General features: G+C 40.2%; 20 protein-coding genes. 5 read left to right on the plus strand and 15 right to left on the minus strand.

The features are described 5' to 3' along the window. Window positions 1–10: 10 nt before the first annotated feature. The 7 genes from FAY30_RS19305 to FAY30_RS19335 all read right to left on the minus strand — a co-directional run bounded on the left by FAY30_RS19305 (window position 11) and on the right by FAY30_RS19335 (window position 9,473). Entirely contained in the window at window positions 11–1,192 is a 1,182-nt protein-coding gene (locus tag FAY30_RS19305) for a CaiB/BaiF CoA transferase family protein (protein ID WP_149871383.1), read from the minus strand. A 294-nt stretch (window positions 1,193–1,486) separates the two neighbouring features. Continuing rightward, window positions 1,487–2,848, minus strand: coding sequence for a putrescine aminotransferase (locus FAY30_RS19310; RefSeq protein ID WP_149871384.1), 1,362 nt, complete (start codon window positions 2,846–2,848; stop codon window positions 1,487–1,489). A 22-nt stretch (window positions 2,849–2,870) separates the two neighbouring features. Beyond that, window positions 2,871–4,364, minus strand: a complete 1,494-nt coding sequence (locus FAY30_RS19315; RefSeq protein WP_149871385.1) for an aldehyde dehydrogenase family protein — start codon at window positions 4,362–4,364, stop codon at window positions 2,871–2,873. Window positions 4,365–4,537: 173 nt separating this feature from the next. Beyond that, window positions 4,538–6,661, minus strand: a complete 2,124-nt coding sequence (locus FAY30_RS19320; RefSeq protein WP_149871386.1) for a sigma 54-interacting transcriptional regulator — start codon at window positions 6,659–6,661, stop codon at window positions 4,538–4,540. 127 nt (window positions 6,662–6,788) lie between these two features. Next, a complete protein-coding gene (locus FAY30_RS27950) occupies window positions 6,789–7,037 on the minus strand; it encodes a biotin/lipoyl attachment domain-containing protein (RefSeq protein WP_149871387.1) in 249 nt (82 codons plus the stop codon). 47 nt (window positions 7,038–7,084) lie between these two features. After that, on the minus strand, window positions 7,085–8,437 hold the full coding sequence (locus FAY30_RS19330; RefSeq protein WP_149871388.1) for an APC family permease: 1,353 nt from the start codon (window positions 8,435–8,437) through the stop codon (window positions 7,085–7,087). 424 nt (window positions 8,438–8,861) lie between these two features. Continuing rightward, window positions 8,862–9,473 (minus strand): cell wall hydrolase, encoded by a 612-nt coding sequence (locus FAY30_RS19335; RefSeq protein ID WP_149871389.1) that lies wholly within the window; start codon window positions 9,471–9,473, stop codon window positions 8,862–8,864. Between the two features lie 357 nt (window positions 9,474–9,830). Here FAY30_RS19335 and FAY30_RS19340 point away from each other — a divergent pair, with 357 nt between their 5' ends. The 3 genes from FAY30_RS19340 to FAY30_RS19350 all read left to right on the plus strand — a co-directional run bounded on the left by FAY30_RS19340 (window position 9,831) and on the right by FAY30_RS19350 (window position 11,531). Next, a complete protein-coding gene (locus FAY30_RS19340; RefSeq protein WP_149871390.1) occupies window positions 9,831–10,277 on the plus strand; it encodes a Dps family protein in 447 nt (148 codons plus the stop codon). Between the two features lie 140 nt (window positions 10,278–10,417). After that, the gene (locus FAY30_RS19345) at window positions 10,418–11,287 is read left to right on the plus strand and encodes a tetratricopeptide repeat protein (protein ID WP_149871391.1); all 870 of its coding nucleotides are present in this window, start codon (window positions 10,418–10,420) and stop codon (window positions 11,285–11,287) included. A 151-nt stretch (window positions 11,288–11,438) separates the two neighbouring features. Then, on the plus strand, window positions 11,439–11,531 hold the full coding sequence (locus FAY30_RS19350; protein ID WP_149871392.1) for a YjcZ family sporulation protein: 93 nt from the start codon (window positions 11,439–11,441) through the stop codon (window positions 11,529–11,531). Window positions 11,532–11,647: 116 nt separating this feature from the next. On the opposite strand, the gene FAY30_RS19355 is transcribed toward FAY30_RS19350, so the two are convergent. Next, window positions 11,648–13,240, minus strand: coding sequence for an acetolactate synthase large subunit (locus tag FAY30_RS19355; protein WP_149872782.1), 1,593 nt, complete (start codon window positions 13,238–13,240; stop codon window positions 11,648–11,650). A gap of 131 nt (window positions 13,241–13,371) precedes the next feature. Between FAY30_RS19355 and FAY30_RS19360 the strand changes: the two genes are divergently transcribed. Further along, entirely contained in the window at window positions 13,372–14,268 is an 897-nt protein-coding gene (locus FAY30_RS19360; RefSeq protein WP_149871393.1) for a DUF2935 domain-containing protein, read from the plus strand. A gap of 33 nt (window positions 14,269–14,301) precedes the next feature. Here the strand turns inward: FAY30_RS19360 and FAY30_RS19365 are convergent, their stop codons facing one another. Beyond that, entirely contained in the window at window positions 14,302–14,727 is a 426-nt protein-coding gene (locus FAY30_RS19365; RefSeq protein WP_149871394.1) for a disulfide oxidoreductase, read from the minus strand. Window position 14,728: 1 nt separating this feature from the next. Continuing rightward, the gene (locus FAY30_RS19370; protein WP_149871395.1) at window positions 14,729–15,433 is read right to left on the minus strand and encodes a DsbA family protein; all 705 of its coding nucleotides are present in this window, start codon (window positions 15,431–15,433) and stop codon (window positions 14,729–14,731) included. A gap of 190 nt (window positions 15,434–15,623) precedes the next feature. Here FAY30_RS19370 and FAY30_RS19375 point away from each other — a divergent pair, with 190 nt between their 5' ends. Then, entirely contained in the window at window positions 15,624–16,685 is a 1,062-nt protein-coding gene (locus tag FAY30_RS19375) for a lactonase family protein (protein WP_149871396.1), read from the plus strand. Window positions 16,686–16,745: 60 nt separating this feature from the next. Here FAY30_RS19375 and FAY30_RS19380 read toward each other — a convergent pair whose 3' ends face one another. The 5 genes from FAY30_RS19380 to FAY30_RS19400 form a co-directional block, all read right to left on the minus strand. Then, window positions 16,746–17,468 (minus strand): hypothetical protein, encoded by a 723-nt coding sequence (locus tag FAY30_RS19380; protein ID WP_223820804.1) that lies wholly within the window; start codon window positions 17,466–17,468, stop codon window positions 16,746–16,748. A 247-nt stretch (window positions 17,469–17,715) separates the two neighbouring features. Further along, window positions 17,716–18,825, minus strand: coding sequence for an acyltransferase family protein (locus FAY30_RS19385; RefSeq protein WP_149871398.1), 1,110 nt, complete (start codon window positions 18,823–18,825; stop codon window positions 17,716–17,718). Between the two features lie 35 nt (window positions 18,826–18,860). After that, window positions 18,861–19,511, minus strand: coding sequence for a YdcF family protein (locus FAY30_RS19390; protein ID WP_190284691.1), 651 nt, complete (start codon window positions 19,509–19,511; stop codon window positions 18,861–18,863). Between the two features lie 26 nt (window positions 19,512–19,537). After that, entirely contained in the window at window positions 19,538–20,767 is a 1,230-nt protein-coding gene (locus FAY30_RS19395; protein ID WP_149871400.1) for a glycosyltransferase family 4 protein, read from the minus strand. Between the two features lie 39 nt (window positions 20,768–20,806). Then, the gene (locus FAY30_RS19400) at window positions 20,807–22,624 is read right to left on the minus strand and encodes a polysaccharide biosynthesis protein (RefSeq protein WP_149871401.1); all 1,818 of its coding nucleotides are present in this window, start codon (window positions 22,622–22,624) and stop codon (window positions 20,807–20,809) included. Window positions 22,625–22,679 lie beyond the last annotated feature (55 nt).

The raw sequence follows: 22,679 nt of genomic DNA on the forward strand, positions 1-22,679 counted from the left end.
CTTTTCCTCCTTAAATAATGTTTTGTTGTTTCAATCGAGCGATTTCCTGTTGTGAAAACCCAAGCTTTAACAGGACTTCCTCCGTGTGTTCCCCATGCAGCGGCGGATGTTTATCGATGTGGATGGGTGAATGTGAAAATTTTAATGGTGAACCGACTAACTTTAAATCCGAAATGACGGGATGCTTAACACTGATTACCATTTCTCTAACACGTGCCTGCTCGGAATCCAATGCCTCTTTCACATTATTGATTGGTCCGTTAGGAATTCCGGCAACATCAAGCAATTGCTTCCACTCTGCTCTTGATTTCGTTTTTATTTTAGCGGCAATGATACGTACTAGTTCTTCCTTATCGTGCAGCCGATCTGAGTTTTTTTCATAGTTTAAAAGGGATGGCTCTTCAAGTAAAATGGTTAGTTTTTGATATTGATGATCATTTCCGACGGCAATGATAAAATCACCATCATTAGCGGTAAACACCTGATATGGCACAATATTGGGGTGGGCATTGCCGAGCCGTTCAGGTATTTGACCAGAACAAAGGTAATTGCTGGCGACATTCACCAGCGCTGCCAATTGGGAATCAAATAAGGAGATGTCCACTTCCTGCCCAACCCCTGTCCGATTCCGGTGCTGGATAGCTCCTAAAATGCCGATACAAGTAAAAAGTCCGGTGAGTACATCCGCAATAGCGACACCAACCTTCGCGGGCTGTCCTTCTTTTTCACCAGTAATACTCATTAAGCCTGACATGGCTTGAATAATATAATCATAGCCTGGCAGATGGGCGTAAGGACCCTCGGAAGATCCGAAACCGCTGATGGAGGCTAAAATAATATCTTCATTGATCTGTTTCAATTCTTGATATCCGAACCCTAGTCTTTCAAGTGTTCCCGGTTTAAAATTTTGTACGACTACATCTGCATCCACTAGGAGCTTCTGTAAAATTTCCTTACCTTGTGGGGATTTCAAGTTTAAGGTAATCCCCTGTTTATTTCGATTTGCACATAGGTAGTAAGCACTCTCGCCTTCAACAAATGGCGGTCCCCAGCCTCTTGTTTCATCCCCTGAATCGACACTTTCAATTTTGATCACCTCTGCCCCCATATCGCCTAACATCATTGTGCAATATGGGCCAGCTAACACGCGGGATAAATCGATTACTTTTATTCCATGGAGCGGGCCTGACACTGGACTTCCTCCTTTCTCCTAAGGTTTCTATTAAAATTGAGTAATCCTCCGTAAAGAGGGATGTAATAGGAAAAAAGCCAGCAAAAACAATCAATGACAAATCAAGGCACTGAATTGTTTCACTGGCTTTTATTCGCGATTTCTCCTCGGGATGGAGGATGAAGCGAACGAGGCAGTTACTTTCTCAAAAATTATAGTAAATCCAATCCAATGGAGATATACTTCACCTCTAAAAACTCTTCAATCCCGAAATGTCCGCCTTCCCGGCCAATTCCTCTCCCCCCAGTATGATAACTACGCTTTCACCTGCTCTATTACCTCTTTAAATGTCCTGACCACTTGATCGACCTCTTCATAGCGAATCGTCAGCGCTGGCTCGATGCGAATCGTCTTCGAGTTTATCAATGTACCTGCGACTAGCACACCGCGGTCAAACATGCCCTTTGACACTTCATACCCGATATCATCTTGATGAAATTCGATGCCAATCATCAAGCCTTGGCCTCTAATTTCCTGCACTTTATCTTCATGACCTTTAGAAGCCTTCTTCAATTCCTCAAGGAAATAGGCCCCGACTTCCCCGGCTCTCTCCGGTAAGTTTTCTTCAATTAATACACCAATCGTTGCGATCGCAGCGGCACAGGCTAGCGGATTCCCGCCGAAGGTAGTCGTGTGCATAAATGGATTCGGGAACCAGCTCTTAAATACCTCTTTTTTTGCAACAATTGCCCCAGCAGGCATGACGCCGCCGCCAAATGCTTTGGCAAGACAGATAATATCCGGCACGACATCAAACAATTCAGCAGCGAACATTTTTCCAGTCCGTCCCATACCCGTTTGCACTTCGTCAAAAATCAACAAGGATCCGTATTGGTCACAAAGCTCGCGAACTTGTTTTAAATACCCCTCTGGCGGAAGGATAATTCCTCCTTCACCTTGAATAGGTTCTAAAATTACCGCTGCCACATCTTCACCAACGGAAGCACATACCTCAAACGTTTTCCGCATCATGTCGATATCGCCGAATGGTACATGACGGAATCCCGGAATCAACGGCAGGAATGGTTTTCGGAACATACCTTTTGCCGTACCGGACAAGGAACCTAAGCTTTTTCCATGGAAGGCACGAGTAGTTGAAATGAATGTTGACCGCTCGCTGTACATTTTTGCTAGTTTAAGTGCAGCCTCAACACTTTCTGTCCCGCTGTTTGTAAAAAAGGCATATTTTAAGTCACCCGGGGTAATATCAGCTAAAATTTTAGCCAGCATCGCACGGAGCGGGTCAAGTAAATCCTGGCTATGAAGGGCCTGACGCTTTAATTGATCAGTTACCGCTTTTACCACCTTCGGATTGCGGTGACCGACATTATAAATACCGAAGCCGCCAAGACAGTCAATATACTCTTTGCCATTTACATCCTTAAAACAAGAACCGTTATCAGACCATTCGACTGCCGCAAATTGACCGCCTTCTGTAACGGTTTTACGGTATTCCAGGAATCCCGGATTTACGTGTTCGCGGAAGCCATCCACCGTTTCCTTTGTAATCCATTCTGCTTCTGCTTGATTAATATTCTCTTTTTCTATTAAACCTAGAACCTTATTAATATATTCACTCACATGTTGATTTTGCTTATTTTTTATATCGATACTCATAATTTGTCTTCCTCCTCTTGTATTAGTTTGAAAACCAGCCGACCGGCTCAACCTGCAAATTAATGTTAATTTGTTTAATTTCTTGGAATTCCTCTAGGCCAAATGTTCCGAGACTGCGGCCAATCCCGCTTTGTTTATAGCCGCCCCATGGTGCTTCATTATAAGTAGGATGATAAGAATTCAACCAGGTTATCCCGGCACGCAGCTTTTTTATCACCCGCAATCCCTTGGCACCGTCTTTCGTGAACACCGCACCGGCCAATCCGTAAACGGTTCCATTTGCCAGCTTAAGAGCTTCTTCTTCATCCTTAAATTTTTGAATAACGACAACCGGTCCGAATATTTCTTCTTGGACGATTTTCATCTCTTGCTTTACATCAACGAAAACAGTTGGTTCGACAAAATAACCCTTTTCCAAACCATCACGAACGATGCGATTTCCACCGCAAGCAATCGTGGCACCTTCTTGTTTTCCATGTTCGATATAGTGAAGTACTTTTTCCAAATGCTGTTCGCTTACAAGCGGGCCCATTTCAGTGGAGGGATCATTTCCCTGCCCAACCTGAATTTTCTTTGCCCTCTCAACAAATCGTTCAATAAATTGATCATAAATACTTTCTTCAACTAAAATCCTCGACCCGGCTGAACATACTTGACCGGAACCGGCATAAATGCCAAACAAGGCATAATCAACAGCGGTTTCAAAGTCCGCGTCAGCAAAAATAATATTCGGTGATTTGCCGCCCAATTCGAGCGATACTTTTTTCATCGTGTCGGCAGCCGTTTTCATGATATGCTTTCCTGTTTTCGTTCCACCGGTAAACGAAACCATGTCCACCTCAGGATGGGAAGCGATTTCATTTCCAACCACAGGACCAGCACCCATCACCATATTGGCGACCCCTTTTGGCAAACCAACCTCTTCAAAAATTTCAAACAGCTTTTTCGGTGTAACAGGTGTAACTTCTGATGGTTTAAAGACAATCGTGTTTCCTGCAGCTAAGGCAGGGGCGATTTTCCAAACACTCATTAACAACGGATAGTTCCACGGAACAATTAAGCCGCAAACACCAACAGGCTCGCGGACGACCATGGCCTGCATCGGATCGGCGACATGGTATGTCTGACCGTCAGGTTTCGTAATCAGTCCTGCATAATAACGGAAGCAGGCGGCCGCATCTGCGACATCGAAACCAGCTTCCCGTAACGGCTTCCCGTTATCCATCGTTTCAAGTTCGGTTAACTCATCAGCATATTCATCAATTTTGTCGGCGATTTTAAATAAATAGGACGCTCTTTCCTGAGTGGAAATACCGGACCAAACTCCTGCTTCGAATGCTTTACGTGCCGCAAAAATGGCTGCACGGGCATCAGAGACCGTACCTTCGGGGGCATAGGAAATCACTTCTCCATTTGCGGGATTTAACACTGGGCGTGTTTCTTGATTTTCAGCATCCTTCCACTTACCATCAATAAACATTTTTAGGCTGCCAACTCGGTTTTTGACCTCGACCATTTTCAATTCCTCCTTTATTCACCCTCACTAACTAATATTGCAAGAAGTGTGCCAACACATAAACCCTAGCAATATAGCATCTGTTGCAAAAAGAACTATTCAATTTTGCATAACCATATTTCTCGGTGCATAAAAAAACTGATCCAGACAAAATCATCTGAATCAGCTTTCTGTTAAAGGGTAGTTACGTTTTCAAGTTTACTATTTTTCTCGGTCACTATTTTTTGATATTTCCTGCTGACGGAGGATTGGCTGATTCCTAGTGCTTTTGCCGCTTTGGTTGTTGTTTTGTATTGGTTCATTGCCATAATGATCAGCTGTTCCTCGACATGATCAATCGCATCCTGCAAGGGAATCACACGGGTAATGACCGGTTTCATTTTTGTATGTTCATAACCTAATGACAAAAATTGACTGACGAACTCTGCGTCAATGGCCTGATGATCAGCTGTCACGACTAATCGTTCAATAATGTTTTGCAGTTCCCGTACGTTCCCTGGCCATGAATAAAATTCAAGTACATTAATGGCATCCGGCGTTAAATGATAGTTCCGATCGTATTTTTCATTCAGCTGCTGGAGGAAATGGAAGGCCAGCAGGGAAATGTCCTCCGTCCGCTCCCTTAGTGCGGGTATATGTATCGGAATGACATTTAAGCGATAGTATAAATCCTCGCGGAATCTTCCTTCCTCCACCATTTTCGCTAAGTTTTTATTGGTAGCAGTGATAATTTGCACATTAACCTTCATCGGGGTTGTGCTCCCAACAGGGATGACCTCCTGCTCCTGCAACACACGTAGTAATTTTACCTGCAGGTGGACAGGCATCTCACCGATTTCATCAAGAAACAGAATACCGCCATCAGCCTGTTTGAAATAACCCTCTTTTCCATTTTTGTCGGCACCCGTAAAAGCGCCCTTCGCATAGCCGAACAGCTCACTTTCAAGCAAGTTTTCCGGAATCGCCCCGCAGTTTAATTTAAGAAACGGGTTTTGGGAACGCTTTCCTAATTGGTGAATCGCTTGGGCAATGACTTCTTTTCCGACCCCGGATTCCCCATGGAGCAGGACGGTTGAGGAAAAATCAGCAATTTTCTTTACTTGGTTCATGATCTTTTCCATTTTTGGACTGCAATAAATTAACTTTTTCAAAAAACGATCCTTGCTCTTAAAATCATCTAATTCCTTCTTATATTGTTCCGATATTTTGCGCATTTCCTGCAGTTCGCTTTTTAGCCGCGTTGTTTCCGTAATATCACGTGAAGCAACGATAATCCGGTCCAGTTCATTTTTTTCATTAAAAACAGGATTGCCTACAGCCAAAATTTTTCTGCCATTAAGTGTTTCCTGGACAACGGACACCTTTTTCTTTTTTGCGATGACAAGCCTTGTGACAGATGGAGTAAAGAGGCCGCGGTCTTCAAGCTCAAGGATGTTTTTTCCAATCAGCTCTTTTAAATCGACATTCCAAAAATCTTGAATGATATTTTCGCTGTATCGGATCAACTCTCCTTTCGCATTCACAACAAGAATTTCATCATAAATACTGGATAGAATCGCATTTAAGTCCTTATTTAAATCTTTAATGTATTCAATTTCCATCGCCATTTCCTCAACCATTGGCAAGTCTTGGACAACGATAATGATTCCATCGACTTCGTTGTTATAGTTCAGAATCGGGCTATAGTCGACAAGTACGCCCATTTCGTTGGTGATTTCAAGATGGTTGAGAAGCGTCTTTCCTGTTGAAAATACTTTATTAATGTGTGAGGCGCTAAAAATAGTTTCTGCAGGAAAATTCAGCACCTTTTCGGCAGTCGATTTAATCATTTTTAAACCAGCATCATTGCAATTAATGATTCGTTTTTCTTTATCTAAAATAAAAATCCCCATGGGAATCGAGGTCAGGATAATTTTTAGCAAGTCGACACTTTTATTTTCCTGTTTAAACAGCTCTGCCAGGACGTCCTCTCTCCGAATGTAACCTGAAGGTCTTCCATCCTCACCCTTAATAATCGCAAACGGTTCGCCGATGATTTGAAATAAAACAGGTAAGGAAATATGATCGCTCAGATGACAGATACTTTCGAGTGGTTTGGCATGTTCAAGCAGGAGTTCAACCGTTGAAGCCTCTTTTTCCAGCTTCCCGATTATCACATAGGCAAATAAATGATGATCCTTTTTTAAAAATAAAAACGGTTCTTTAAGGTTACTTAAGGTCGAACGCAAAACTTCTTCACTTTCGTCAATAGCCACTGAAATAATGGGCTTCAGCTTTTCTTTTGCCACGGAAAACATCGTTACCTTCCCCCCTACAACCTTGCTATTCTAATACTACCATTTGATTCAGAATTGTTAAAATAATATTGTAGAAAAAGAAGAGAAGATGTGAGGGAACCCGCATCTTCTCTTCTTTTTCTAGCCATTAATCACTTCCGGTAACAAACAGATCTTCTTTTATATACGCAAGTACCATTCCTGGAATAACATCATCACCCTCTTGAACTTCCAGGGATTCTATTTCCCCGCTCACTCTAGTTTGAATCATTTCCAAATTGCCGGATTTTGTCTTTATCGCAAACAATGATTCCCACTCATAAAATCTTGACTCACACTTTACGGAAATGCTTTCCACCCTCCCATAGCACGGGCTGAGGACCACGCCAAAACACATCAAGCTCACCCCCAATTTAGTATTGTTCCTGAAACGGCCTAGTCTGATTAGAGTGAAGAAGTTCTCTCAGCGTCATCAATATTTAAATCGGCAATTTTGATTTTAAAGAATTTTGTTTGGAAAACCATATAGATGACACCAATGACAATCCAAACAATCCCTCCGATGAGGGCATCCGCTTGTAAGTTATACCACAAAACTCCTGTTAAACCGGCACCTAGGATCGGCATGATCAGATAGGAGAAAATATCCTTTGCCGTTTTGTATCTTTTTAAACGGAAGACGAAGTGGGCAATGACGGACAGATTAACGAATGTAAATGCAATCAAGGCGCCGAAGTTAATGAAAGAAGAAATTAACTCAAGGCTTGGCGCGATGGCAAGCAGAGAAACTACGCCAACGAGAATGACATTGAAAACTGGGGTTCGGAATTTGGGATGAACATAACCGAAGGCCTTTTTTGGCAGGACGCCATTTCGGCCCATTACATACAAAAGCCGTGATACGCTCGCATGTGACGCTAGTCCGGAAGCGACTGTTGCAGCAAAAGCACCGGAAAGGAAAATCAGTTTGAAAACCGTGCCGCCGACAAACATTCCAATTTCCGGCAGGGAGTCATCTGTTACTATAAAGCCTGAGATATCTGGAAATAAGGCTTGTGCGAAATAACTGCAAACGAAAAAGATACCACCGCCGATAAAGACAGTTAACATAATCGCCTTTGGCAGCGTTTTTTGATCAACGGCTTCCTCCGCATACATGGTGACCGCATCAAATCCGATAAACGAGAAACAAACCACTGTTGCCCCTGTCAAAATAGCCCCAAGCTGAATGTTTGAGTGGAAAAGCGGTTCCGTTGTGAAAATGGTTCCTTGGCCCATGCCCTTGGAAAGCTGTAAAAATGCAAGCACAATAAAGGCCGCAATTAAGACAATTTCAAAAATAACAAGCAGCGAGTTTAAACTCGATGTTTTCCCCATGCTCCAGGCATTAATAGCTGTGACGCTGGCAACATATACGACCACCCAAATCCATGCCGGAACATCCGGGAAGACCGAAACCATATAAATACGAATAATCAGGGCATTTACCATCGGCAGTAAAATATAATCAAGCAGGGCTGCCCAGCCAACGATGAATCCGAGATGCGGGCTCATCGTCTCTCGTGTATACGTATAGGCCGATCCTGCGCTTGGAAATACCTGTACCATTTTTCCATAACTAATTGCCGTAAACAGCATCACAACCAAAGCAGCCAGGTACGCAAGCGGCACAACACCATTTGTTTCTTTAGACACAATCCCAAATGTATCAAACACAATCGTTGGTGTCATATAGCCTAATCCAAGCATCACAATTGCCCAGAGTCCAAGTGAACGCTTAAGAGTGGTATTCTCCAATTTAATCAACTCTCCTTTTTGTCACCGTATTCGGTAATCCGCATCCCATCGAAAGCACTTACATTTCATTTATCACTTGAATCATACTTATTTGTTGTTGTTCCTCCTCTCATATAAATTTGAATTCTAATTATTTAAAATCGTTGCAATTTTCATACCAAATTTAAATTTATTCCCTTTCACTGCTTAAATCGTTTCATCTCTACTTTCTGTCATCTATGTCCCATCTTTAAAAGCATAAATCTTATGTAAAAATGCATAAGCTACTCAGATTTGAATAAAGAATTGAAAAAAGCGACAAAAACAGCGGAATTTGTTTCTTTCCTATAAGAACAAAAAAAGCAGCGAAATTCCAATTGTTGGAATTCACTGCTTTTTTGTTTAAATGTTTCATTTTTTGAAAAAGCTATAATGTCAGCGAAGCTTATTTTGCAAAACGGTGGTTACCGATCGTTACTGTTACTTCACGTGAAGTAATCCACTGACTTGTAGATGTTTTTGGATTATAGAAAAATAATGATCCATTCCCTTGTCCTCTGAATGCTAATGCCTCATTCACCGCTTGCTTTGATGCAGCATCGGCAGGTTGATTAATTTGACCATTTTGGACAGGTGTAAAGGCATAGTGCCCGTTTGAGATTTGATAAATAACTTCCCTAATCGAATTCGGGAAATCAGGACTTGCTACTCTATTCATGATAACAGTAGCTACTGCTACTTTTCCAGCATATGGTTCGCCAACTGCTTCAGCACGAACGAGACGTGCCATTAAATCCTTTTCAGCAGCTGTAACAGTAGAATTAGGGATTACTAGATTTTGACCGACATAAAGCGCACTGTTCTTAGCATTGTTTGCTTTCATTAAACTATTCACAGGAACACCGAATTTAGTGGCGATTTTCCAATACGTTTCACCAGATTGTACTTTATGATTAGTTGTTGCCGCTTCACTTGTTCCGTTTAATGTAAAAGCTGACAATGATAGAATCATTCCCGTTGCAATCACTAGTTTTTTAAGTTTGTTTAGTTTTTTCATAGTATCGACCTCCAACTTTTCGTTTGTCCGTGTCTCTAGTACTAACCCTACCAGTTGTAACATTCTTATTCATCGTCCAATAATTGGTAATGTATCGGCTGCTAATTTGAACCCTGCCATCATAACTTTTGTCTATCGATTGGAATAATCAACCAATCACTCATCTTTACCTAAATATTCCTTACATGGATAGTTAAACCTCCTTTATTACATATTGTTGTATGCATGTAATATAGAAAAAGCTTGTTTACAGAAAAATCTTCACCAATTCGACACCAAATTCATTGAATTGATACAAGATTCCTTGAAGATTTTTGGTAATAATATAATAGAAGGATATTTTAGGGAGGTTTATAAATGGAAAATCAGTTAGTCAGCGTACTGAACAAGCAAATTGCCAATTGGTCTATCATGTATATGAAATTACATAACTACCATTGGTATGTGAAAGGCGGGCAATTTTTCACCCTCCATGTTAAATTTGAGGAATTTTACAATGAAGCAGGGCTTCATGTTGATGAATTAGCAGAACGCTTACTCGCAATCGGCGGAAATCCTGTTGCAACTATGAGAGAATGCCTGGAAATTTCATCAATTCAAGAAGCATCCGGTAATGAAGCCGCAGATGAAATGGTTCAGTCCGTTATCAATGACTTCTCCATTATTATTGGTGAATTGAAGGAAGGCATGAGTCTTGCCGGGGAACTAGATGACGAAACAACCGGCGATATGCTGCTTGCGATTCATTCCGGTCTAGAAAAACATGTGTGGATGCTGACAGCATTCCTGGGTAAAACAATTTAGTCCACCATCAGTCCAAGGACACCTGGCCCCGTTTTCATGGGGCCAGGTGTCCTTTTTTATTGTCAGAATCTGTCGGAAACTGTACAATTTTAACTAACTAACATCCGTCCTATTAAATGGAACCACAAGGAGGAAATAAATTGAAAAGAATGACTCTTTTAATTCTAACAGCACTGATCCTTTCGGCGTGTACGCCAAAAGCTTATACCGAAAGCTTCAATTCAGGAAAGGCTGCACTACAAAAAGGAGACTATAATCAAGCCATCGCTAAATTTGAAAATGCCCTTGAAGAAAAGGAAACGACTGAGGCGAAAGATTATCTCCACTTTGCTGAAACCTTACAAGAAAGCCTTACACTTTTTCACGGAGGAGATTTTGATGCAGCTGTCTTTTCAATCAAGAAGCTGCTGAAAGAAAATTCATCCGTAAAATCTGACAAGAAAATCAAAAAACAAGCGAATGCCCTTTTAAGAGAAATTCAGCAGGCAAAAGTAGTTTCCGAAACAATGAAGGAAAAAATGATTAAAGGAAAAACACTTTTGGAGGATCATCAATTTGATCAAGCAGCTGAAGTTTTTAAGGAAGTAGCGGAAACAACAGATTTACCTGACGTTAGTTCCATTGAAACAATGGCTAAAGACGCGGCAACACTGCTTGAAGAAACGACGAAAAAGAAAACTGCCGCGGAGCAGGAAAAACAGCGGCAAGAAGAAGAAGCGAAAAAGCAAGCAGAAACAAATAAGACAGAACAGGAAAAACAGAAACAAGAAGAAGCAAACAAGTCATTTACACATGAACAAGCGGTTGATTTAGTAAAGAAGCATCTAAATATTACAGCTGAAAAAAATGTGAAAGTGGTGTATGACCACGATGCCGAAAATGGGGACTATATTATTCATGTTTACGAATTTGTGGTGGATAATCCAAGTACAGGTGAAGGTCACACAGCAACATGGGGCTGGTATGGTGTGAACAAACAAACGAAAGCTGTTTATGATGCGATGGAATAAGAAAAAGGCTGACCTGCAAATTGTGCAGGGTCAGCCTTTTTTAATGTTTAACTGCTTCTCCACATTAATTTTTTAATTATATGCACTTGTCCATTTCAAATCTAAGGTTTCATGCATACATTGTAATTATTTAACAGAGGAGGTGATTTCTATGTCTGGAGGCGGACACGGCAACAACTTTGCTTTAATTGTTGTTTTATTTATTCTTTTAATCATTGTTGGTGCATCTTTTATGATGTACTAATGATTAGAGGATAATCTCACGGTAACTCCCTGTTGAGAGGAGCGGCAAACCATTGGTTTGACCGCTTTTTTCTCTTCCTATTTGAGGGGCGCGGGTTTCATGCTTTACCCTTTCAACTAATCATTTTGCACCATAGTATCAATGAGCACAATCTCACCTTTCGAATTCATTGCTTCTGTTAACATTGCTTCAAATTCATCCACGCTGGCTGCTTCCATTCCTTTTACTCCAAAGCTTTCTGCCAATTTCACAAAATCAGGGTTTGAAAAAGTGACTCCAAAACTATCGCCAAACTTTTTCTTCATTGTGTCTACTTCAAGCTTCAGCATCGAATCATTTAATACAATAATCACAAAGGATACACCAAGCCTTTTTGCGGTTTCCAGTTCGGCAAAATTCATTAATGCTCCCCCGTCACCGGTAATACAGATGACTGTTTTATCCGGGGCAGCTAATTTTCCCCCGATGGCACCGGGAATCGAGATTCCCATGGAGGCAAACCCGTTTGACATAATTAGTTGCTTGGCATGCCTTGGTTGATATGTTCTTGCCATCGCTACTTTGTGTGAGCCCACATCTGAAATGACAATGGTTTCCTCAGTCTGAACTTTCTCAAGGACATGAAGGATTTTCTCGATGGTTAAGGCAGAACCTGTTGTTGCTTTTTCAACAATAGAATAAGATTCCTCAATCCGACTCTTTAACCGTTCGGAAGGCAGCCAAGGTTTCGGCTTTACATTGTTTGCTAGGAATAGCGGCAATGTTTCTTTCAAGTTCCCGACTAATTCCTTCTTAACGGGATAAAATTCATCCACTTCAGCTGCAGTTGCAGCAAGATGGATGACCGGGACTTTTTTCTTGTTCCACTCCGATGGAAGCTTTTCAACCTGATCGAAGCCAATCACAAGCAGTAAATCAGCTTCTTCAAACCCTCGAAGGACATAATCCTTTTCCATAAACCCAAATGTATAAAAATTTTGCGGGTGATCTTTTGGCAGCACCCCTTTGGCCATAAAGCTTGTTGCAACAGGAGCGCCGAGTTGTTCAATCAATGCTTGAACTTCCATAACTGCATCTTGGCGGATTACCCCATTACCAACAATTATAAAGGGACGCTGGCTATTATTCAGGTCTACAGTGGCCAGCTGAAGTGCCTCAGACCCAGGAACACCTTTCGGTAATTCAGTAATGGCTAATGGTTTCGATGTCACATTTTCCATAGCTAGATTTTCAGGCAGTTCAATGATTACGGCTCCAGGCTTCTCTTCACCTGCCAGTCGAAAGGACTTTCTGATGATTTCCGGAATGGAATTCGCTGCTTTTATTTGGATGGCCCATTTTGAAACAGGTTCGAACACCTTTTGGATATCTATAAACTGATGGGCATTCTTATGCTGATCTTCCAATCCTTTTTGACCGCACAGGGCAATAACAGGTGAATGATCCAGGTTTGCACTTGCCATTCCTGTTAATAGATTCGCCGCCCCCGGACCTAGCGTCGCCAAGCAAACTCCTGGTTTTCCCGAGATTCGTCCATAGATATCTGCCATGAATGCCGCTCCTTGCTCATGGCGAACCGGTATGTAGGTGATTTTTTCGGAAGCGGACAAAGAATCACCTAAATCAAGGACTTCTTTGCCGATAATTCCAAAGACAAATTCCACCCCTTCGTTCTCTAAACAACTCACGACAATATCGGATGCTTTCATTTCTTCCTCCATATAATTAGATTCTACTACCTCTATTCTGTACCAATATTTCTGAATCATGAAAGGCCGTCGTAACATAAACAAAAATATCGTAAATATAATGAGATAGACGGTATGAAGGAGGGCGAAACATGGTACAACCGCAGGGTTTTAACGGAATGGATGCCAATAATCAAATGTTAGTTGCTCCAGAATCATTTGCACCACCACCCGAATCATTAACAGAGCAAATATTTATTGAACGTTCATTAACAGAGAATAAATTTTGGCTGCGAATTATGAAGGAACATTCTTATTTTCTGGGGGAAGGCTTTAATCGAAAAGATAAACATCTTATTCAGCAAACCGACCGTTTTTATCATTATTTTGAGGAGCAGGAAAAAAGGGCCTATCAAACCCCTAATAATGTAACAGCCGTCCGCAAGTTAAATGAAGATTCGATTCAGCTTGTCCTAGGATTGCGGAATTTTAAACGGAACCTCCTTATCCTCATCATCAACTGTAAGGTCATGGGATTTAACTTCCCACTACTTGTCGACCATATTGCCCGTGAAGCTGAGTATTTCATGAGAACACTGAAAAAATTTAATGAGGGGATTTTAGACCCGATTCAAGATGCGATTATCAAGGAGAATGTTTTTTGGCTGAGGATTATGATGGAGCATTCCCGTTTCATCGCTTCCCTGCTAGACCAATCGGAACGAAATTTAGTTAGGACTGCCTTGAAATTTGGCGACGATTTTGAAGTTCTTCTTAACCAGGCAAGAGATGTGGAATCTATGTTATATAGGAAAAGTCCTGCCTACCCAATCATTGGAAAGCTTAATAAAGACAGCGAAAATGCGGCTCAGGAGATTCTTGCTTTTAAAAAGGCAGGACTGGATTTTATCAAAAATTGTCAAATCAGAAACGTGATCGACCCGCTGTTAGCAGACCATGTCGTACGGGAAGCTAATCATTTCTTGCATATGGTACATGTATTAGAAGAGAGATTAAAAGTAAAGCAGCAAGAACAACAAAGACTGTAAGATAAGTCGAAGTACTTCCTGATTAAAAAGAGACTATCCGCGGATAGTCTCTTTTTCTTTTTGGCTTTTCATTAACATAACCATACTAATGGTAATAATGATAAATGCAATCAATGCTAGCATTGGTATTGTGATAAACCCAAGCCAGTTAATATAATCCGCGGAACACGGCACTCCGGAAGTGCACATTTCAAATTGCTGCAGGTATGGGATTTTTTGTAATAATGTATGGTATCCGGAAATCAGCACCCCAATGATCGACAGAGGCAGCACATATTGAAATATCTTTCTATCATTCCGGTAGGCGGCTATACCTAAAATAATCGCTAATGGATACATAAAAATCCGCTGGTACCAACATAACGTACATGGTATAAAATGCTTTACTTCACTAAAATACAGGCTGCCAAGTGTGGCGATGATGGCAGCAATCCAGGCAAGGAGTATGGATTTATTCATGTTATTCACCCTTTGCCGCTTTATCCACCATGTCTTTTAAGTCATCGATCGTTTGTCCATCAAAATATTGACCATTTACATAGATGGCCGGTGTACCGGTAGCGCCCAGTTTACCAGCAAGGTCCATATCCTTCTGAAAGGATTCCTTTGATTTATCAGCATTAAAGTGTTCAACCACCTTGTTTGCTTCTTCATCACTTGCCACTTCTTTCAATGTATCGGTTAAGAACTTTTCGGTAAAAATATCGATTTTTTCATATTTCATATCTTCAGGCTGTTTTTTATAGATTAAATCATGAAATTTCCAAAACGTATCATTTCCAAGTACTTGATAAACCGATTCCGCAAATTTAGCTGTTCGTGTGGAGTCCACATTAATAAAAGCATAATTCATAAAATAGAATTTTGCCTTTCCTGTATCCACTAGCTCTTTTTCAATCACTGGTACAACCTGTTCAGTAAAATTTTTGCAGTTTGGGCATTTATAATCACCAAATTCAATAATAGAGACAGGAGCAGATTTCTCACCTAAGAACGGTTGATTACTATAATCAATCTTAGTTCCTTTTACTTCATTCTGATCCTTAGAATGATTGCCAAAGAATATTAGTGCCAAAACGCCAACAGCAATCAAACCAATGACCCAGAAAATAAACTTGGATGATGAATTCGTTTCTGTTTTCTTGTTCTTCTTGTTATTTGCCATATTCAAACTCCTTTTAAGAACGATTAAAAAAATGAACGCAGATTTGTCCATGATAATTTAAATATTACTTATTCCTTTCAAGAATGCAAATAAAAGGCTCCTTTCAAAATGGGTTATGTTCTATATGTTTAGCTTTTCAACTATTTTAGGATATGATAATAGTGGATACTAATGTAAAGGAGCAGAATAAATGGTAAATAAAAATCATTATATCGGATATATCGGAACGTATACAAAGGGAGACAGTAAAGGGATTTACTCTTTTTCCTTTGATCCCCAGGCAGCAAAGATTGAAAATATTCAAGTGGCAGCTGAATTAGGTAATCCTACATATGTAGCGATTAGTAAGAACAACTGTTTCCTTTATGCTGTGGCAAAGGATGGGGAAAACGGCGGTGTGGCTGCTTATTCTATTAGTGAAGATGGCGCCCTAACCGCTATTAATCGGGATGTACTTCCAGGCTCCTCCCCTTGTTATGTTAGTGTGGACAGCGAAAATCGCTATGTGTTCAGCGCAAACTACCATAAGGGCTTGGTAGATTCACGCTTAATTAATCAATCAGATGGTTCTGTCCAGCAGGTGGTATCAGAAATGAAGCATGAAGGCTCAGGGCCAGATCCGCGCCAAGAAAAACCCCATTCCCATTATGCGGGGCTTACGCCAGATGAAAAGTATCTAGCAGTTGTTGAATTAGGGATTGATGCACTGATTACTTATTCCGTCGGTAGTGATGGCACCCTTACAAAGGCAAATCTCTTGCCACTAAAAGGCGGCAGCGGCCCTAGGCATTTGGTTTTTCATCCGAATGGCAAGTATGCTTATATCATGACTGAATTTAGTTCAGAGGTGATCGTATTAACCTACTATGAGGAAGATGGCCATTTTACTGAAAAGCAATATATCTCTACCTTACCGGATGATTTTACAGGTAATAATCAAGGCAGTGCTATTCATATTTCTTCAGATGGACGTTTTGTTTATGCAGGGAACCGTGGACATAATAGTATCGCTGTTTTTCGTGTGGACGCGTTTTCGGGGGAACTTAGCTTTGTTGAACACGTTTCTACTGAAGGGGATTGGCCGAGGGATTTTGCCTTGGACCCAAGTGAGAAATTTATTCTTGCTTCGAACCAAGAATCAGGTAATCTTGTATTATTTTCACGAGATGATGCATCTGGCAAGTTGACACTCATTCAGTCAGACATTCCTGTTCCATATCCAGTTTGCGTGAAGTTTTTACATGTAAAATAAAAAACAAGGGGAGCAATTTTATGCTCCTCCTGCTTTTCTTTCACGTCATTCTTTTAACAATTAAAAACTATCGAATCTATTTTTTGATTTTCCACTATTCAATATTCGATTGGCCGGAATTGATTTCATAGCCAATTCATTATAGTTACTCTCTCGTTTAAAGATAAATACAGGATTCGTATGCTGTATCTCTTGCAAATCCCAACAAACACCATCTATTTTGTTATATTGCCCTTGGATGGTCATAATAAGATTGGTATTGTTTGAAGGTTGAATTTGCAAATTGGTGAAGGAATTACCGCTGCATTCATTCGGAATCGTTTCACTGCCTTCTAGTACAATATTTTCAATACAATCTTCTAATGAAATTTTATCAAATCGATTAGCATTTACATAGGCAAATCCACTAGCAGGTTTAACGGCCGTTAAATGAATGCCTTTCCCAAAGGACACAATTTTTATATCTGTAAAGTTGACAAATGAAATTTCATGACCTTTGCCGCCTGAGTACAACCGAATTCCTGTGCCTGATACTTTCCCAGTCCAATTTACCAGGACAAGGTTTTTGAGTGACGTATTATTCCACGTATTGTAATAGTTATATTTCCCGTCCAAATAAATAACTTCCTTGCTGTACCCCGTAAAATCAGTCATAATACTGGCATCCCATAATGAAGCATCCTTTTGCAGTTCAAAACCCCTGACGTTTGCGCCAATGACAAATCTTGTCCCATAGCTCCCTTGCAGCTTAACACCCTGTTTAATAATGACCGTACCCGTCATATAATAATCCTGATCTCCAGCAACGACTGTTTTCCGTGCATTCTGGGAAGCGAAATCAATCGCTGCCTGAATCTTTGCCTGTGGTGTACTGCCTGTGAAATCCTCAACATAGACAATCGGATTAGTTGCTATTTTAAACTACTCCTTTCTTTAATAATTGAAATACAAGATTATTATATGAATATAACAAAATTCGACATAATGAAATCATACATATTTCCAAAAAACAATCATATGTCTATTAAAATTACCCATGAATAGTTTTTCGCTTAAGAAGCGGCCCCTTCCTAACTTTGCTGTCATTCATGCCGATTGCTATTTTTCCAGACAGATAATAGCCATATGGAATTTTGTTCAAAACAAATGTAGTGGCAATGGACAATAACAAACTGCCCATGAAATAGAAGACGGAAAGCACGAATGGATGAATTTCTAAGGAGAACAGATTGTAAGCAGCATACATCACCGCTAAATAGACGGGATGGATTAAATATATTCCGAACGAATACTGGCTAATCCAACCGAAGACTCTAGGTACTTTGGGGATTTTTGCCGCAATATAATAAATCAACAAAATCATACTCGTTGTAAAAAACACCATATCGACTCTCTTTGATGAAATAACAGGGATTAGTTGGGAATCATATATATATAAACAAACGGCACCAAATACGATTGGGCTGACAATGACCCATTTAAAGTATTTATTTAAAAAATGGATAAACAGTGGAAAATTTCTGCCGCAGTAGTATGCAAGTGTAAAATAGAATAACCAGCCAAAAAACGGAATCCAATAGAATTTCTCCCAAATATAGACCCCTATTTCTGTTGGGTATGGTTTGACAAAATTGAAGAAACCTAAATAAACCAGATTAATGGCAAGTGCAGTGCCCATTACCATAGTAGGCTTCCATCCCTTTAAATATTTATGAAAGAAATAATGCAATAAATAAAATTGAAAGATTACAAGTATGAAGTATCCATGATAATCCCCCAATAAGAGATGCCGCCATAAAAATGACCCGAATGCACCTGCGGGATTACCTCCAGTGCCCACAGATTGTTCGACGGCTTTTAAAAGTGCAAAAAATGCGCCAAACAAAACATAAGGAACCATAATATACTTTAACCGTTTGGACCAAAAATTAGCCGGCAGTTCTTCCGGATAGGAACGTGCCAAAATAAATTCTGAAATAAAAATAAAGGTAGGTGTACCGAAAGTTAATAGCACTCTCAGTAAATTGACTGTTTGATTTTCATCCGCATACGCTCTTGCCATTGCATGAAGTAGTAAAATACTTAAACAAGAGATGCTTCTCATTAAGAAAATCTCGTTAATTAATTTTTTCTGTTGCAAGAATCTCTCACCCTTTCAATAGAATTTCTGTTTCATTATTCATAAAAAAACACTTCAACATACCGGTATAAGGTTCTCTTCGCGTCGGTTCCATGAACCCCAAAGGTGTTGCCAATGATTTTTACATATTCGCTAACAGTGATTCCAATATTGCGTTTACTCATCCACCAGGCCATTTGATTATAGGAAGTTTCACTAGCAACATAGGTTAGTGCAGGATCATCATCTTTAAAGACCCGATCGAAGTTATATTTCACCCTCCTCATATGGAAATCAGATGAGATTATGATGGCAGAATGATAGTTTTTCTTCTTCATGATGTCCTTGACATAGACTGCACTTTCATATGTGCTATCTGCCTTGCTCTCCAATACGAGAGATTCTTCCGGCACAAGTGATCCAGCCCTTTCCCATAAACCATCTGCTAATCCATTTGATAGTATGATGTTTCGTGCAATCCCAAGCTTATACAGTTCCATTCCTTTTTCAAGTCGTCCTTCGCCCCCGCTTAATACAACGATCGCATCGGCTTCCTTCGGTTCCTCATTAATCACAAGAAATCGGCCTCCAAAAAAAAGGAAAAGAACAAACAACAGTACCCCGGTAAAAAGGAGTTTCTTTCGAAAAGTTGGTTTATTTTTGATAACAGCCCTTGTCCCTCGTCGTTTATTTTGTGCAGGCATCATTCTTGAACACTCCATGTTTATTTTCCTTATAGGGAGGCCTGTTCAATAAGGCGATAAATTTCCTTGTATGAATGTCTGCGATCAAATTTTTGTTCCGCCAATCTCCTGGCATTAGCCCCATGGGCCGCCCGCAGCCCTTCATTATGATAAAGATGTTCAATTAAGGCGGCTAATTTGAGCGAATCTCCCGGGTTATAGTTATATCCAATATTTTCAGCTGTCACCATTTCGATAAATTCCTTATTAAGACTGCTATTTAAGACTGGTAAACCTGCTGCCAAAAAATCGCCAATTTTATTCGTAATGCTCTGCTGTGCACCTTTACTGATGGCATTCGCCGCAATATCCGAACTCACTAAATAGGGAATCATTTCCTCATATTTATAATGCCCCATAAAATCAACAGGGGCATCCAACTGATTAGCCAACTGTTCAAATTTTGGTTGTAATGGACCAGATCCGAATACTTTAAACACAATATTGCTCATGCCTTTATTTTTTAGAATTGAAACTGCACGAATGACCGTTTCCAAGTCATAACTATAGCTAATTGTACCAATATAGGTTATCCAAAATTCATTAGGGTCTTTTCTTACCGTCATTCCCTTACAGGTATCAAAAACGCCTAGGTCTGTTCCGATAAAAATAGGTAGGTAGCTTTTAGCATTACTATTAACCTTATTTACACGGTGTACATAACTTTTGGAAACACCAACAACATAGTCGGCTAAACGATATATTTTATTGGCATAGACCGTAAGCGGATATAAGAAAACATCCGCCACTGCTTCCGGAAGCGGAATGGCATTTTTGATTGCTTCCGGCCATACATCCTGAATATCCATAATAAAAGGAATTTGCAACTTCTTGGCATACCTGCCAACAATAAAGGCAGCATCCATCATCGGATAAGCGCAATAAATCACATCAGGCTTTTGTTTACTATTTTTCAAATATAGTGCCAGCTGTTTCGAAAAGTGCCGATGGCTTTGAATTCGGTCAAACCCTATATTCCGTTTGTAGCCCAATTCATTGATCATGATGATTTGATAATTTAGGGTCTTACCAATCATTTCAATTTTCGTTTCATCACGGAAATCCTTATCACTGTGCTTAAAATTACTTGTCAGTAACGTTACCCGATGTCCTTTACTGCTTAGTTTTTCTGCAATATAAGTAAATCTATTAAATCCTTTTTCCCCGGGAAGTATCGTAAATGGCGCAACTAAAAGTATCTCTCTTTTGTTTGAAGACATCCTCTCCACACTCCATCATCCATCAAGATAACGTAACTGTTAAACCACTACTCTTATTGATTCATTAGATTGATTGGCCAAAAATAATAGCATTTCCTTGAGTGCCCCCCTGTCTAAAAAGCTATAATTCTCAAGTAATTCTCCAATCTTTTTAGCATCTAAATTCACTGATTTCCCTACGAAGATTTTCGGATGAACCTGTTCATCCTGCACCTCATTTTTATTAAGAATTTCCTCAAATAGTTTCTCCCCTGGCCTTATTCCGGAATAAATAATTTCAATCTCATCCTCTGAATAGCCGGATAAACGAATTAGATTTTTTGCTAGGTCAACTATCTTTACTGGCTCACCCATATCAAGTACAAAAATTTCGCCGCCTTTTGCACGTGCTCCCGCTTGTAAGACGAGTCTAGAGGCTTCAGGGATGGTCATAAAGTATCTTGTCATTTTTGGATGTGTGACCGTAACAGGACCACCCTTAGAGATTTGATCCTTGAACAATGGGATTACACTCCCCCTGCTCCCTAGCACATTTCCAAAACGGACGGCAACGAACCTTGTATTACTTTTTTGATTGAGATCCTGTACGATCATCTCTGCAATTCTCTTTGTAGCTCCCATCACACTTGTTGGGTTTACCGCCTTATCTGTCGATATCATCACAAAGGTTTCAACACTGTTTTCTCCCGCCGCCTCCGCTACATTTCTCGTGCCAATCACATTATTCTTTATGGCTTCTTCAGGGTTCCGTTCCATTAATGGAACATGCTTATGGGCTGCCGCATGAAAAACTACCCTTGGCTTATATTCATTCATAACAGAGAACATTTTATCCCTATCGGTAATATCCGCAATTTCAGTTACAATTTCGATATTTGTGCGTAATGTGGATTTCAATTCCATTTCAATCGTATAAATACTATTCTCACCGTGGCCAAGCAAAATAAGTTTTGATGGCGAAAATTGGGAAATTTGCCGGCAAATTTCCGAGCCGATTGATCCACCCGCACCGGTTACTAATACCACGCTGTTTGTCATGTATTTTGAAATTGAGTGGGTATCTAATTCAACCGGCTCCCTGCCCAACAAATCACCTGGCTCTACATTTCGTATTTCATTAACGGAGACCTTGCCGGTAACTAAATCTTCAAACATAGGCATCATTTGTGTATTAATCTTTGTTTTGGTGCACTCCAGATAAATAGCATGCAATTCTTTTTTACTAAGCGATGGGATTGCAATGATAATATTTTCAATCATTTGATTTTTGACCACATCTTTGAGATTATTTAAGCCGCCAAGTACTGGGAGCCCCAAAATTTCAAGGTGCTGCTTTTGTTTATCATCATCAATAAAGGCCACTGGAATAAGATCGCAATCGTTACTATATTTTAATTGCCTGGCCACTAGTATACCGGCGGAACCGGCTCCAATGATGAGCGTCCTCTTCTTCACTTTTTTGCCGCTGGAAAAATGTTGATCATTATAGAGACGCCAAGAAAAACGGGTGCCCCCTATTAAAAATAAATGCATCATCCATGTGGTTGTTAAAATTCGAAAATATATTTGCTGTCCTATCACAAATTGAATAATCGCTGCAGTGATGACGGAGAAGGTTACGGCCTTTAGAACGGTTACCATCTCATCGACACTTGCATACTCCCAAGCCCTTTTATAAAGCTTATATTTATAAGCAAACAAATGATGGCTTACTAACAAGGTGGTTGATACAAGTGTCAGGGGGACAGTGGGGACAGCACAGCCAGAGAATAAAAGAAAAGAACAGATATATGCGGATGTGAACACAATTAAAGAATCAATTGCTAATAAAGAAAACAACCGTTTTTGAAAGCTCATGATCGGCCACCCCTTTCTGGTAAAGAACCATTATTTCATTATAAAGAACGTTCGC

Source organism: Bacillus sp. S3, assembly GCF_005154805.1.
GTDB lineage: Bacteria > Bacillota > Bacilli > Bacillales > Cytobacillaceae > Neobacillus.

Coding starts and splice junctions, on each gene's coding strand:
- FAY30_RS19310 (WP_149871384.1), bottom strand. CDS start 2,848: ATGAGTATCGATATAAAAAATAAGCAAAATCAACATGTGAGTGAATAT.
- FAY30_RS19315 (WP_149871385.1), bottom strand. CDS start 4,364: ATGGTCGAGGTCAAAAACCGAGTTGGCAGCCTAAAAATGTTTATTGAT.
- FAY30_RS19320 (WP_149871386.1), bottom strand. CDS start 6,661: ATGTTTTCCGTGGCAAAAGAAAAGCTGAAGCCCATTATTTCAGTGGCT.
- FAY30_RS27950 (WP_149871387.1), bottom strand. CDS start 7,037: ATGTGTTTTGGCGTGGTCCTCAGCCCGTGCTATGGGAGGGTGGAAAGC.
- FAY30_RS19335 (WP_149871389.1), bottom strand. CDS start 9,473: ATGAAAAAACTAAACAAACTTAAAAAACTAGTGATTGCAACGGGAATG.
- FAY30_RS19340 (WP_149871390.1), top strand. CDS start 9,831: ATGGAAAATCAGTTAGTCAGCGTACTGAACAAGCAAATTGCCAATTGG.
- FAY30_RS19350 (WP_149871392.1), top strand. CDS start 11,439: ATGTCTGGAGGCGGACACGGCAACAACTTTGCTTTAATTGTTGTTTTA.
- FAY30_RS19355 (WP_149872782.1), bottom strand. CDS start 13,240: ATGAAAGCATCCGATATTGTCGTGAGTTGTTTAGAGAACGAAGGGGTG.
- FAY30_RS19360 (WP_149871393.1), top strand. CDS start 13,372: ATGGTACAACCGCAGGGTTTTAACGGAATGGATGCCAATAATCAAATG.
- FAY30_RS19365 (WP_149871394.1), bottom strand. CDS start 14,727: ATGAATAAATCCATACTCCTTGCCTGGATTGCTGCCATCATCGCCACA.
- FAY30_RS19370 (WP_149871395.1), bottom strand. CDS start 15,433: ATGGCAAATAACAAGAAGAACAAGAAAACAGAAACGAATTCATCATCC.
- FAY30_RS19375 (WP_149871396.1), top strand. CDS start 15,624: ATGGTAAATAAAAATCATTATATCGGATATATCGGAACGTATACAAAG.
- FAY30_RS19380 (WP_223820804.1), bottom strand. CDS start 17,468: ATGACGGGTACGGTCATTATTAAACAGGGTGTTAAGCTGCAAGGGAGC.
- FAY30_RS19390 (WP_190284691.1), bottom strand. CDS start 19,511: ATGATGCCTGCACAAAATAAACGACGAGGGACAAGGGCTGTTATCAAA.
- FAY30_RS19395 (WP_149871400.1), bottom strand. CDS start 20,767: ATGTCTTCAAACAAAAGAGAGATACTTTTAGTTGCGCCATTTACGATA.
- FAY30_RS19400 (WP_149871401.1), bottom strand. CDS start 22,624: ATGAGCTTTCAAAAACGGTTGTTTTCTTTATTAGCAATTGATTCTTTA.